The 12,282-nt window shown below is 59.0% G+C and carries 15 protein-coding genes and 1 riboswitch; of the genes, 12 read left to right on the plus strand and 3 right to left on the minus strand.

Annotation, left to right across the window (positions count from 1 at the left end):
• Nucleotides 1–41: 41 nt before the first annotated feature.
• The gene (gene ribA, locus ACW5W4_RS05170) at nt 42–635 is read right to left on the minus strand and encodes a GTP cyclohydrolase II (RefSeq protein ID WP_427262396.1); all 594 of its coding nucleotides are present in this window, start codon (nt 633–635) and stop codon (nt 42–44) included.
• Between the two features lie 253 nt (nt 636–888).
• On the opposite strand from ribA, the gene cmk reads away from it, so the two are divergent.
• From cmk to pyrF, 6 genes are all read left to right on the plus strand, one after another.
• On the plus strand, nt 889–1,581 hold the full coding sequence (cmk, locus tag ACW5W4_RS05175) for a (d)CMP kinase (RefSeq protein ID WP_456688639.1): 693 nt from the start codon (nt 889–891) through the stop codon (nt 1,579–1,581).
• Between the two features lie 93 nt (nt 1,582–1,674).
• Entirely contained in the window at nt 1,675–3,345 is a 1,671-nt protein-coding gene (rpsA, locus tag ACW5W4_RS05180; RefSeq protein WP_041994277.1) for a 30S ribosomal protein S1, read from the plus strand.
• Between the two features lie 92 nt (nt 3,346–3,437).
• Complete coding sequence (gene ihfB / locus ACW5W4_RS05185; RefSeq protein WP_041994274.1) at nt 3,438–3,722, plus strand: integration host factor subunit beta; 285 nt, start codon at nt 3,438–3,440, stop codon at nt 3,720–3,722.
• Between the two features lie 157 nt (nt 3,723–3,879).
• Complete coding sequence (locus ACW5W4_RS05190; protein WP_041994271.1) at nt 3,880–4,176, plus strand: LapA family protein; 297 nt, start codon at nt 3,880–3,882, stop codon at nt 4,174–4,176.
• A gap of 9 nt (nt 4,177–4,185) precedes the next feature.
• Nucleotides 4,186–5,352, plus strand: coding sequence for a lipopolysaccharide assembly protein LapB (gene lapB / locus ACW5W4_RS05195; RefSeq protein ID WP_456688640.1), 1,167 nt, complete (start codon nt 4,186–4,188; stop codon nt 5,350–5,352).
• Nucleotides 5,353–5,367: 15 nt separating this feature from the next.
• Nucleotides 5,368–6,069, plus strand: coding sequence for an orotidine-5'-phosphate decarboxylase (gene pyrF / locus ACW5W4_RS05200; RefSeq protein WP_456688641.1), 702 nt, complete (start codon nt 5,368–5,370; stop codon nt 6,067–6,069).
• Here the strand turns inward: pyrF and rrtA are convergent.
• Nucleotides 6,044–6,622 carry a rhombosortase gene (rrtA, locus tag ACW5W4_RS05205; protein WP_456688642.1) on the minus strand — a complete coding sequence of 193 codons (579 nt, stop codon included), beginning with the start codon at nt 6,620–6,622 and terminating at the stop codon, nt 6,044–6,046. The genes pyrF and rrtA overlap by 26 nt on opposite strands.
• On the opposite strand from rrtA, the gene ACW5W4_RS05210 reads away from it, so the two are divergent.
• The 5 genes from ACW5W4_RS05210 to ACW5W4_RS05230 are packed head-to-tail and all read left to right on the plus strand — an operon-like array spanning nt 6,621 to nt 9,458.
• The gene (locus tag ACW5W4_RS05210; protein ID WP_456688643.1) at nt 6,621–7,244 is read left to right on the plus strand and encodes a tRNA-uridine aminocarboxypropyltransferase; all 624 of its coding nucleotides are present in this window, start codon (nt 6,621–6,623) and stop codon (nt 7,242–7,244) included. The genes rrtA and ACW5W4_RS05210 overlap by 2 nt on opposite strands.
• A 13-nt stretch (nt 7,245–7,257) precedes the next feature.
• Nucleotides 7,258–7,947: a 7-cyano-7-deazaguanine synthase QueC gene (gene queC, locus ACW5W4_RS05215; protein ID WP_408796491.1), complete on the plus strand. Its 690-nt coding sequence runs from the start codon at nt 7,258–7,260 to the stop codon at nt 7,945–7,947.
• A gap of 51 nt (nt 7,948–7,998) precedes the next feature.
• A complete protein-coding gene (gene queE / locus ACW5W4_RS05220) occupies nt 7,999–8,670 on the plus strand; it encodes a 7-carboxy-7-deazaguanine synthase QueE (protein ID WP_427262389.1) in 672 nt (223 codons plus the stop codon).
• The gene (locus ACW5W4_RS05225) at nt 8,671–8,901 is read left to right on the plus strand and encodes a DUF3820 family protein (RefSeq protein ID WP_408796489.1); all 231 of its coding nucleotides are present in this window, start codon (nt 8,671–8,673) and stop codon (nt 8,899–8,901) included.
• Entirely contained in the window at nt 8,898–9,458 is a 561-nt protein-coding gene (locus ACW5W4_RS05230; RefSeq protein WP_456688644.1) for a cob(I)yrinic acid a,c-diamide adenosyltransferase, read from the plus strand. The genes ACW5W4_RS05225 and ACW5W4_RS05230 overlap by 4 nt, the downstream gene beginning before the upstream one ends.
• 82 nt (nt 9,459–9,540) lie before the next feature.
• Here ACW5W4_RS05230 and ACW5W4_RS05235 read toward each other — a convergent pair whose 3' ends face one another.
• The gene (locus ACW5W4_RS05235) at nt 9,541–9,942 is read right to left on the minus strand and encodes an H-NS family histone-like protein (protein ID WP_041994249.1); all 402 of its coding nucleotides are present in this window, start codon (nt 9,940–9,942) and stop codon (nt 9,541–9,543) included.
• Nucleotides 9,943–10,258: 316 nt separating this feature from the next.
• Nucleotides 10,259–10,430, plus strand: a riboswitch (Lysine riboswitch).
• A gap of 86 nt (nt 10,431–10,516) precedes the next feature.
• On the opposite strand from ACW5W4_RS05235, the gene ACW5W4_RS05240 reads away from it, so the two are divergent.
• On the plus strand, nt 10,517–12,091 hold the full coding sequence (locus ACW5W4_RS05240; protein WP_456688645.1) for a Na+/H+ antiporter NhaC family protein: 1,575 nt from the start codon (nt 10,517–10,519) through the stop codon (nt 12,089–12,091).
• Nucleotides 12,092–12,282: the final 191 nt, after the last annotated feature.

The raw sequence follows: 12,282 nt of genomic DNA on the forward strand, positions 1-12,282 counted from the left end.
ACGCCTCCCGATGGGAGGCGTTTTTCATAGGGGCAACCGGCTTATTTCTTCAGCATATGGTCGAGCTTGCTCGCCTTGGTGGAGAGATAGAACTCGTTGTGGGGGTTGCGCCCTTCCTGCAGGGGCACCCGCTCGGTCACCGGGATGCCGAAACTCTCCATCGCCTTGACCTTGCGCGGGTTGTTGGTCATCAGGCGCAGGCTCTTGATGTCGAGCGCCTTGAGCATGTCGGCGCAGATGGTGTAGTCGCGCATGTCGGCGGCAAAGCCCAGAGCCACGTTGGCCTCGACGGTGTCGGCGCCCTGATCCTGCAGGTGATAGGCCCGGATCTTGTTGAGCAGGCCTATTCCGCGCCCCTCTTGACGGACATACAGCAAGACACCGCGTCCGGCAGCGGCGATGTGTTGCAGGGCGGCCTGCAACTGGAAACCACAGTCGCAACGCAAGCTGAACAGGGCATCGCCGGTAAGACACTCGGAATGAATGCGGCCGAGGACGGGCTCATCCCCGCTGACATCGCCCATGACCAGGGCGGCGTGGTCTTTCCCCGTGCCAACTTCCTGAAAACCGACCAGGGTAAAGGTGCCCCAGGGGGTCGGCAACTGGGACTTGGCCACGAGAGTAATGCTACTCATGGGGGTACTCCTTAACGACAAGGACTCGAAAAAAGGGGGCCAGTTTAGCGCGCCTCGGCCTCGGCGACCATCAGAACCCGTCACGTGCGGCGCCATGGTGGCGGGAACGTTGTACACAAAAAGCCCACTCACGACGGCTTTTATACGGAACTGTGCGGTCACGACTGCCAGGCTTGGCACATTTGGGTATACTCTGCGGCCATTACCTCATCCCATCGGGATGATGCGCAACATCAAGTGCAGGAGATATCTTATGCCCCATATGGCCCCCGTGATGACAATTGATGGCCCGAGTGGTGCCGGTAAAGGCACCCTGTGCCAGCTGCTGGCCGCAGAGCTGGGCTGGCACCTGCTCGATTCCGGCGCCATCTACCGGGTGCTGGCCCTGGCTGCGTTGCACCATGATGTGGAGCTCGATTCGGAAGCGGCCCTGGTGCCCCTGGCCGCCAACCTGGATGTGCAATTCCAGGTCGACGGCGAGCAGGTCAGGGTGGTGCTGGAAGGGGAGGACGTCTCCCGCACCATCCGCTCTCAGGAAGTGAGCGATGCCGCCAGCAAGGTCGCCGTCTTCCCCCGCGTGCGCGAGGCCCTGCTGCGCCGTCAGCGCGCGTTTCGCCAGACCCCGGGTCTCATCGCCGATGGTCGGGACATGGGGACTGTGGTTTTCCCCGAGGCGGAGATCAAAATTTTCCTTGACGCCAGCGCCGAGGAGCGGGCCCAGCGCCGCTATAAGCAGTTGCAAGATAAGGGCTTTGATGTTAACTTTGAGCGTCTTTTGACCGAGATCCAGGAGCGAGATGACCGCGATCGCAATCGCGCCGTTGCCCCCTTGAAACCGGCCGAAGATGCCCTGGTGGTGGATTCCACCGCGCTGACCATAGATGAAGTGCTGGCAACGGTACTATCCTATGCGAAGCAACAACTCAATGGTGTCGGTTCACGCTGACATCGGTCGTCTGCGCCAAGGATGGAGCAGATTATTTCAAACAGCCCCGCTGGTGCCGGATTGCTAGTGGATGTTTCATTTGTGACACAAACAATGATCGAATCTTTTGCTCAACTCTTTGAAGAGTCCCTGAACTCCGTTGAAACCCGTCAAGGTTCCATCGTCAAGGGTACCGTCGTTGCCATCGAGAACGGTTTCGTTCTGGTTGACGCCGGCCTGAAATCCGAGTCTGCCATTCCTGCCGAAGAATTCAAGAACGCCCTGGGCGAGCTGGAAATCAACGTAGGTGACACTGTCGACGTAGCTCTGGACTCTATCGAAGATGGTTTCGGCGAAACCAAGCTGTCCCGCGAAAAAGCCAAGCGCCACGAAGCCTGGCTGCAGCTTGAAAAGGCTTACGAAGAGCAAGCTACCGTTATCGGTATCATCAACGGCAAGGTCAAGGGTGGTTTCACCGTTGAACTGAACGGCATCCGTGCCTTCCTGCCGGGTTCTCTGGTTGACGTGCGTCCGATCCGTGACACCGCTCACCTGGAAAACAAAGAACTCGAATTCAAGGTCATCAAGCTGGACCAGAAGCGCAACAACGTTGTCGTTTCCCGTCGCGCCGTGATCGAGACCGAGAACACCTCCGAGCGTGAAAGCCTGCTGGCTAACCTGCAAGAAGGTCAAGAAGTTAAGGGTATCGTCAAGAACCTGACCGACTACGGTGCATTCGTAGATCTGGGCGGTGTTGACGGCCTGCTGCACATCACCGACATGGCGTGGAAGCGTGTCAAGCATCCTTCCGAAATCGTCAACGTTGGCGACGAGATCTCCGTCAAGGTACTGAAGTTCGACCGCGAGCGTACCCGTGTATCCCTGGGTCTGAAGCAGCTGGGCGAAGATCCCTGGGTTGCTATCGCCAAGCGTTACCCGGAGACCACCCGTCTGTCTGGCCGCGTGACCAACCTGACCGACTACGGCTGCTTCGTTGAAATCGAAGAAGGCGTCGAAGGCCTGGTACACGTTTCCGAGATGGATTGGACCAACAAGAACATCCACCCGTCCAAAGTTGTCAACGTTGGCGACCTGGTAGATGTCATGGTTCTGGATATCGACGAAGAGCGTCGTCGTATCTCCCTGGGTCTGAAGCAGTGCAAATCCAACCCGTGGCAGCTGTTTGCCGAAACTCACGCCAAAGGCGACCGTGTTTCCGGCAAGATCAAGTCCATCACCGACTTCGGTATCTTCATCGGTCTGGATGGCGGCATCGACGGCCTGGTTCACCTGTCTGACATCTCCTGGAACAACCAGGGCGAAGAAGCCGTGCGTGAATTCAAGAAAGGCGACGAGATCGAAGCCGTTGTTCTGCAAGTGGATCCGGAGCGTGAGCGCATCTCCCTGGGCGTCAAGCAGATCGAAGAAGACCCGTTCAACAAGTACCTGTCTGACAACAAGAAAGGTGCTATCGTGAAGGGTAAGGTTACCGAGGTTGATGCCAAAGGTGCCGTGATCGAACTGGCTGACGGTGTTGAAGGCTACCTGCGTGCCTCCGATGCTGCCCGTGACCGCGTAGAAGACGCCACTCTGGTGCTGTCTGTTGGTGACGAAGTTGAAGCCAAGTTCATGGGCGTTGATCGTAAGAACCGCACCGTAAGCCTGTCTGTCCGTGCCAAGGACGAAGCTGACGAGCGTGTTGCTATCGATTCTCTGAACCAGCAAGAAGAAGTTGTGTTCAGCAATGCCATGGCTGAAGCGTTCAAAGCCGCCAAGGGTGAGTAATCCTTGATGCAAGAAAAGGGCGGCTTCACGCCGCCCTTTTTTATCCTGGCAAAATGAATATTGCATGTGATCGGGGAAGGAGATTTAACCTTATGACCAAATCAGATCTCATCGAACAACTGGCTGCGAGCCGCATGCATATGCCGGCCAAGGATGTTGAGGCCGCCATCAAGGAGATCCTTGAGCAGATGGCATCGACTCTGCAAAACGGCGATCGGATTGAAATTCGCGGTTTTGGCAGCTTTTCTCTGCACTATCGCGCACCCCGCGTGGGCCGTAATCCCAAGACTGGCGATAAAGTGGAGCTGACGGGCAAATATGTGCCGCACTTCAAGCCTGGCAAGGAATTGCGAGAGCGTGTCAACCTCGCTGAATAATGCAGAAAACGGCATACCTGAGTATGCCTTTTTTGTTTTTGCGCACCCCATTGCGTCAATTAGCCTGTTTCTGAAAGTCTTTTCCCTTTCTCTCTAGAGTCTGTGGCTGATTTTAAGGATAATCACTGGGTCTTTTCGATACTGACAGGAAGATCCCATGAAGCGCGTCTTGGCTCTTATCCCTCTGGTACTGGTCTTTATCTTCACCCTGGCCCTCGGCTCACAAAACGGCCAGCTGGTGCAATTCAACTATTTGATTGCCCAAGGGGAGTTCTCGCTCTCCCTGCTGCTGGGTCTCTTCTTCGGTACGGGTTTCCTCCTCGGCTGGCTGGTATTCGGCCTGCTCTATCTGCGGATCAAGCTGCAAAATCGTACTCTGAATCGCACCGTGCGTCGGCAATCCCGCCAGTTGGAATTGGCCACTGCATCGGACAAGGAGTCCGGTAAGGAATAACGTTCCTCCATGCTTGAACTGCTTTTCCTGCTGTTGCCCATCGCCGCCGGTTATGGCTGGTACATGGGGCGCAGGAGTGTTCGCCAGGACACCCAAAAACAGAGCAACCAGTTTTCTCGTCAGTACGTGGCGGGGCTCAACTATTTGCTCTCCGACGAGTCTGACAAGGCCGTCGATCTCTTCATTCAGTTGCTCGAAGTTGACAGCGATACGATTGAAACTCACCTCTCCCTCGGCAACCTGTTTCGCCAACGTGGTGAAGTCGACCGTGCCATCAAGATCCACCAGAACCTGGTCAGCCGTGAGCTGACGCGCGAACAGCGCCAACTGGCCCTGCAGGAGCTGGCGCGGGATTTTCTGGCGGCCGGTCTGCTCGACAGGGCCGAGGCCATCTGGGTCGAGCTCTGCGAGGATGCGGATTTCGAGGAGACGGCGCTGACCCAGTTGCTGATCATTCATCAACAGCTGCGTGATTGGCAGCAGGCCATCTTGGTGGCCCAGCGCCTGCAGAAATTCCCCGGCAAGAAGCTGGCCGAACCCATTTCACACTTTCACTGCGAGCTGGCCGAGCTGGCACTGATGGATGGCAACGAGGGAGAGGCGCAGGCTCGCCTCAAGAAGGCGCTGGGGGTCAATCCCCGTTGTGCCCGTGCCTCCCTGCGTCTGGCGACCCTGGCGATGGGGCAGGGGGAGTATCTGGCCGCGAGCCGCGAGCTGCTGCGGGTATTCGAGCAGGATATCGATTTTGCCTCCGAGGCCATGCCGCTGCTGGAGCAATGCTATCAAGCCCTGGGCCGCAGTCAGGAGCTGATCCCGCTGCTGGAGAAGGCGGTGGAGGAGAATGCGGGGGTGAGTGTGACCCTGGCCCTGGCCAGGCTGGTGGAGGAGCGGGACGGTCTGAGCCAGGCCAGGACCCTGGTGCTGCGCCAGTTGCGTCGCCACCCCTCGATGAAAGGCTTCTACCAGCTGGTAGGCTTCCAGCTCGCCAGTGCCGAGCCGGGCCCGGCCAAGGAGAGCCTGGAGCTGCTGCAGCAGCTGGTTGGGGAACAGATCAAGATAAAATCCACCCACAAGTGTCGTCAGTGCGGCTTTGCCACGCACTCTCTGTTCTGGCAATGCCCCTCCTGCCGACAGTGGGGATCCATCAAGCCGATCCGTGGTCTGGACGGTGAATAACCTATAGGAAGAGAGATGTTAGATCCCAAAGTCTTGGTTGCGCTCGATTATCAGCGTGAAGCCGATGCCCTGGCCTTCGTGGACCGGGTCTCCCCCTCCCAGTGCCGCCTCAAGGTCGGGAAGGAGATGTTCACCCTGTTTGGTCCCCAGTTCGTGCGCCAGCTGGTGGCCAAGGGCTTCGATGTCTTCCTGGATCTGAAATTCCACGACATCCCCAACACGGTCGCCAAGGCGGTCGCGGCGAGTGCCGAGCTGGGGGTCTGGATGGTGAACGTGCATGCCAGTGGCGGCGAGCGGATGATGCGGGCCGCCAGGGAGGCGCTGCTGCCGTATGGCGACAAGGCGCCGCTGCTCATCGGGGTGACCGTGCTGACCAGCATGGAGCAAAGCGATCTGTCCGGGATCGGCCTGGATATCCGCCCGGCCGAGCAGGTGCTGCGTCTGGCCCGCCTGGCCAAGGATGCCGGGCTCGACGGCGTGGTCTGCTCCGCCAATGAGGCGAGTGAGCTCAAGGTGGCACTGGGTGAGGACTTCTTGCTGGTGACCCCGGGGATCCGCCCGACCGGCGCCGCCCAGGGCGATCAGCGCCGGGTCATGACCCCGAGCGAGGCGGTGTCGGTGGGAGCCGACTACCTGGTGATTGGTCGCCCGATCACCCAGGCGGCCGATCCGGCCCTGACCCTTGGCGATATCAACGACGAGCTCGCCAGAAGCTGATGACTACGGTGAGCAGGCCAAGCACCAGGCCTGCTCCCGCGCCAATCAGGTGCGATCCCGTGTGTACCCTGGCCCCGATCAGCATGGCGGCCGGGCTGTCTCCCCCCGTGTAGTGATCCAGCCACAACTTGATGGTTATCCCCAGCAACATGAGCCAGCCGGAATAACGGCGGTGGCGGATATCCGCCATGGCGCCCCAGACGAAGAGGCCGTGCAGCACGCCGGACAGACCCATGTACCACTGGGTGTGCGGGTAGTAGCACCAGATGCCGAGGCCGACGGCGATGGCGAGCAGTGCCAGCAGCAGAGGGAAGCCCCAACCCTGCAGGTAATCGCAGAACAGGGCGTAGAGCACCAGCAGGCCCGCGAGATTGAGCAGCAGATGCCACAGATTGGTGTGAGCCAGATTGCCTGTTATGATGCGCCACCCTTCTCCCTGGTCAATCAGGGCCCGGTTGAAGGAGATGAGGTCATTTGGCACTGTGAAGAAGAGGATCAGGCAGGCGAGTGAGAGTGTGATAAGCCAGAATAGCCCGGATGTGACTGACGACATGAAACAACCCAACGATCAAGACAGTCGCTACTGTACACGCTGTACCCGCGCCCTCAAAGCCTGTCTGTGTGAATATATTCACCCCGTCATCAATCGGGTGCCCCTGCTCATCTTGCAACATCCAAACGAGGTGGGTCATCCCAAGGGAACGGCGGCCTTGCTGGCAGCCAGCCTGGCCCATGCCGAGATCCGGGTCGGGGAGGACTTTCGCGAAGACGCGGTCCTGACCCGCTGGCTGACGGATAGGCGCTGCTATCTGCTCTGGCCAGATGAGCAGGCACCATCGCCCGCCAGCTTGCGCGCCAGTCTGCCCGAGCACCTTGAGGCGCCGCCCTGCTTCGTGCTGCTCGACGGCACCTGGCGCAAGGCTTACAAGATGCTGCGCCTCAATCCGGCGCTGGCCGCCCTGCCAAGACTCTCCCTCGTTGCGGCCGAGGGGCAGTACCTCATCCGCAAGAAGCCTTTCTCCACGGCGTTATCGACCCTGGAGGCGGGCTATCATCTGTTATCGCAATGGGAGGGCGACGCCGTCAGATACGCCCCCTTGCTGAGCCTCTTCCATCGTCTCAACGAGCAGTGGCTCTCCTATTCGACGCGCACGCCAGAGTCGCGGCGCTCCTAAGAGGATCTATCCAGTGAGAAAAGCAGTTGTCGTGTTCAGTGGCGGTCAGGACAGCACCACCTGTCTGGTGCAGGCCCAGGCCCAATATGATGAGGTGCACGCCATCACCTTCGATTATGGTCAGCGTCATCTGGCCGAAATTGCCACGGCCCGTGCCCTCGCCACGCAATTGGGGGTGGCGGCCCACAAGGTGATGGATGTCACCCTGCTGGGAGAGCTGGCGGTGTCGGCGCTGACCCGGGACCATATTCCGGTCAGCGCCGAGCTGCAGGACAATGGTCTGCCCAACACCTTCGTGCCGGGGCGCAACATCCTGTTTCTGACCCTGGCGGCCATCTATGCCTATCAGGTCGGGGCAGAGGCGGTGATCACCGGGGTGTGCGAGACCGATTTTTCCGGCTATCCCGATTGCCGCGACGAGTTCGTCAAGGCGCTCAATCACGCGGTCGCCCTGGGGCTGGATCGGGGAGTGCGCTTTGAGACGCCCTTGATGTGGCTCGACAAGGCCGAGACCTGGGCGCTGGCCGACGAGCTCGGTCAGCTGGCGCTGGTGCGTGAGCAGACCCTCACCTGCTACAACGGCCTGATCGGTGACGGCTGCGGCACCTGCCCCGCCTGTATCCTGCGTCGCCGCGGGTTGGATCAGTATCTGGCCGATCGGGTGGGCGTTCGTCAACGCCTCGAGCACAAACGGGGGCGTTGAGCCCCTCTCACCCCGAACGGGGTCACAGCCATTGGTAACCGTCGTTTTATGATGCACTACCCGATAAACGAGATTTTTCAAACCATCCAGGGGGAGGGGGTCTTCACCGGCCTGCCCGCCATCTTCGTGCGGCTGCAAGGCTGCCCGGTTGGCTGTCCCTGGTGCGATACCCGCCACACCTGGGTGGTGGATCCGGCGCGAGAGGTGCCCATCAGCCAGGTGCTCAACTGCTCCAATGAGTCTGACGGTTGGAGCGCGATGAGCAGTGCCCAGATAGTGGCCAGTTTTGCGGAACTCGGTTACAAGGCCAGGCATGTGGTGATCACGGGGGGAGAGCCCTGCCTCTATGATCTCGGCGAGCTGAGCGAGACCCTGCATCAGGCCGGGTATCAGCTCCAGATCGAGACCAGCGGCACCAGCGAGGTGCTGACCCATCCGGCCACCTGGGTGACCGTCTCGCCCAAGATAGGCATGCAGGGTGGCCTGAGTGTCTTGCCAAGCGCCCTGGCGCGGGCCAACGAGATCAAGCATCCCGTGGCCATGATGCGCCATGTGGAGGAGCTGGACGCCTTGCTGGCCGGTGCCAGGCTGCGGGAAGATGTGGTCATTGCCCTGCAACCCATCAGCCAGAAACCCAGGGCGACCGAGCTCGCCATGGCGGTCTGCATCGAGCGTAATTGGCGCCTCTCCATTCAGACTCATAAATATCTGGATATCGATTAAATGACCCCCTTGGCCGACGAACAGGTATTGCTGACCCTTGCCAACCCCATGCCCTATGGGAAATACCGTGGCAGACGGATCATCGATTTACCCGAACCCTATCTGGTATGGATGGCCCGTAGCGGGTTCCCGGCCGGTTCACTGGGCCAATCCCTGGCATTGGCTTATGAAATCAAATTAAATGGGCTCGAAACCATGATAGTGCCCATCATCGACAGGATATCAGGATGAGAATATATACCCGGCAAGGGGACAAGGGGATGACCCGTCTGGCTGACGCGACCCGCATCGCCAAAAATCATCAACGCGTGGCCAGTTATGGCGATATAGATGAATTAAATTCTCATATAGGTCTTCTCGCTGCAAAAATAGCCGATCTCCATCCTGAGCTATTAGCCGATCTGACCCTTATTCAGCAGGAGTTATTTGATCTTGGGGGAGAACTGGCATTTTCGAGCGAGGCGCAGTCGAGCGCTATTTGGCAAGTCAATGAGGGTTGGACCGCGCGCCTGGAATCCCAGATAGACCACTACAGCGCGCAGTTGCCTCCCTTGCGCCAGTTTATTTTACCCGGCGGCTCGGAGGCGGCGGCGCAGGCCCATGTGGTGCGCACCCTCACCCGCCGCTGCGAGCGGCAACTGCTGACCTTGAGCGAGCAGGAGCAGATAAACCCTGCCGTCATCCCCTATATCAACCGGCTCAGCGACTGGTTCTTTACCCTGGCCAGGTTCGTACTGCGCCAGGAGGGCAGGGCCGAAGTGTGCTGGGTCAAGGCCGCGGACCGGTAATAGGGCAGGGATATGCTGCTGCCGCGACCAATAAAAAACCCTCGCATCGCGAGGGTTTTTTTAATGACTTGGCCTGGCCATATCAGATGGCGAAATCCGTCAGGGATTTACCTTCTTCGATGGCTTTGGCGATGGCGGAAGGCATGCGGCCTTGACCGGTCCAGGTCTTTTCAACCCCGTTATCATCATAACGGTATTTGGGCGGACGCGGCGCACGCTTGCTGCCTTTTGCCGGCTCGGCGCTGGGCGCGGCGCTGACCAATTCCGCCGGATCTATGCCTGCGGCTTTCAGCATTTCGGTATATTCATTGATTTTACGCTGACGCTCTTCGCGAGCCTGACGATCTGCAGCCTCATCTTCCTGACGTTCGGCAACGATGGCGGAGAATTTCTCCAACCCTTCTTCCAGTTGTTCCAGAGTCAGCTCACGGCAAGCGGCACGCAGGCTACGGATATTCAGCAATACTTTCAAAAATTCAGTCATAGTGGTTACCATGCGAGCAAGAAAAGGGATAAATATGAATAGCTATTTTCAGGTAATTTATACGTCAGGGTGACATTAAGTCAAGCTGCGATAATTAATAATCAAGTTATAAGGATCTGGAACATTATTTTTTCTCTCTGTCGATGGGTTAATTGACGCTATGGGCTTGCAGCGTGTGCCAGCCGACTAAAATCTCGCCACTCGCCTCCTGGGTGAAGTCTTGCACTGGTTTTGCAGGGGAGGTATCGATTCGAATGAGTATTTAATCAAAAAACTTGATATAAAATAGCGGCAAGATAAAATACGCACCGAATACCTTTTAAGTAGAGGCGCGCTGCCTATAACTATTCATGTCGAGGGTGATGCCTGCGACGCATGGAGAAAGGAGTCAGCGCCGAAGTGATCATGCCATCATGCAGGGTCGCTGGGATTGCATCGAACAGGTGCAGTACTGCCATAGTCAATCACTATGGAGCGCTACTGAAGGGGCGGAGGAGTCACCCCTCACGGGCTCGTTTTCTTCTTTATCCTCTCGGTAGATCTCCACCTTATTCGTTACAGGTGCCAAGAGATCATGGACATTACCCATTACGCCGATTCGGCGTGGTCCCTCATTCCCCCCCTGGCGGCCGTCGTGCTGGCCGTGACCACCCGCAAGGTGCTGCTCTCCCTCGGGGTGGGTATCGTACTGGGCTGCCTGTTGGTCAACCAATTCGCCCCCCTGGCCAGCGCCCAGTATCTGGGTCAGGTCGCCAAGGGGATCGTCTGGTCTGACGGCGCCCTCAATGGCTGGAATGTCAACATACTGCTGTTCCTGCTGCTGCTGGGAGGCATCATCAGCCTGCTGACGGTCTCGGGGGCGACCCTGGCGTTCGCCGAATGGGCCGCCGCACGCATCAAAGACAGGCGGGGTGCCAAGCTGCTGACCGGGCTGCTGGTATTCCTGTTCTTCATCGATGACTATTTCCACAGCCTGTCGGTGGGGACCATTTGCCGCCCCTTGACCGATCGCTTCAATATTTCCCGCGCCAAGCTGGCCTATCTGCTCGACTCCACGGCGGCCCCCGTCTGCGTGCTGATGCCCATTTCGTCCTGGGGGGCTTATATTATCGCCCTCATCGGCGGCATCCTGACGGCCCATGGCATCCAGGATCAGAGCCCCATCTCCGCCTTCGTGCAGATGATACCGATGAACTTCTATGCCCTGTTCACCCTGGCCATGGTGCTGGTGGTGATCGCCTTCCAGCTCGACATCGGCCCCATGCGTCGTCATGAGCAACGGGCGCTCGAGGGGCAGTTGTGGGATCCGGCCAAGGGCGTGCCCCCTGGCAGCAGCGGGGACTTGCCAGTGTCCAGCCATGGCCGCGTACTCGATCTGGTGCTGCCCATCCTGACCCTGACCGCGTCGACCGTCTACTTCATGATGGCTTCCGGCGCCACCGCCTTGGCCGAGAAGGGGCTGCCGTTCGGGGTGCTGGGGGCGTTCGAGAATACCGATGTGGGGGCTTCTCTGGTCAATGGCGGCCTGTGCGGCCTCGGGGTGGCCGTGGTGCTGACCCTGCGCATGGGCCTTGCCCTGCGCACCTGGCTCGAGGTCATCAAGCACGGCGTCATGGCCATGCTGCCCGCCATCTACATACTGGTGTTTGCCTGGGCCATTGGCGCCGTGATCCGCGATGTGGAGACGGGCAAGTACCTCGCCTCCCTGGCCCAGAGCGGTCTGCCGATCTCCTTGCTGCCAGTGGTGATGTTCTGTCTCTCCGGCGCCATGGCGTTCGCCACCGGCACCAGCTGGGGCACTTTTGGCATCATGTTGCCCCTGGCAGGTGACATGGCCGCCGCCAGCGAGATCGGCATGATGCTGCCCATGCTCTCGGCGGTATTGGCTGGCGCCGTGTTTGGCGATCACTGCTCCCCTATCTCGGACACCACCATCCTCTCCTCCACCGGCGCCGGTTGCCATCACATCGATCACGTGATGACCCAGCTGCCTTATGCGCTGACCATCGCCGTCGGGGCTGCCGCCGGTTATCTGGCGCTGGGGATGACAGCGTCGGTCGGTGTCGGCCTGGTGGTCAGCTGCGCCTGGTTCATCGGGGTGACCCTGTTCTACCTCAGAGTCAATCAGAGGGCGGCCGTCACCGTCTGATAGATGGGGCCTGCGGGCCTAATGCCGATCAGTTAAGGATCCATTGACCGATCCTCCTGATGTGTAAAAATCCGAAACCTATTGATTTGGTTTCGGATTCTTTATGCGTATCGAACAGGCTCTCGACTTCCTCCACGCCAGCAATATGGCCCAGTTTGAGTCACTCTCTGACCTCATTCCCCCCGCGCTCA

It is taken from the genome of Aeromonas crassostreae (genome assembly GCF_054052445.1).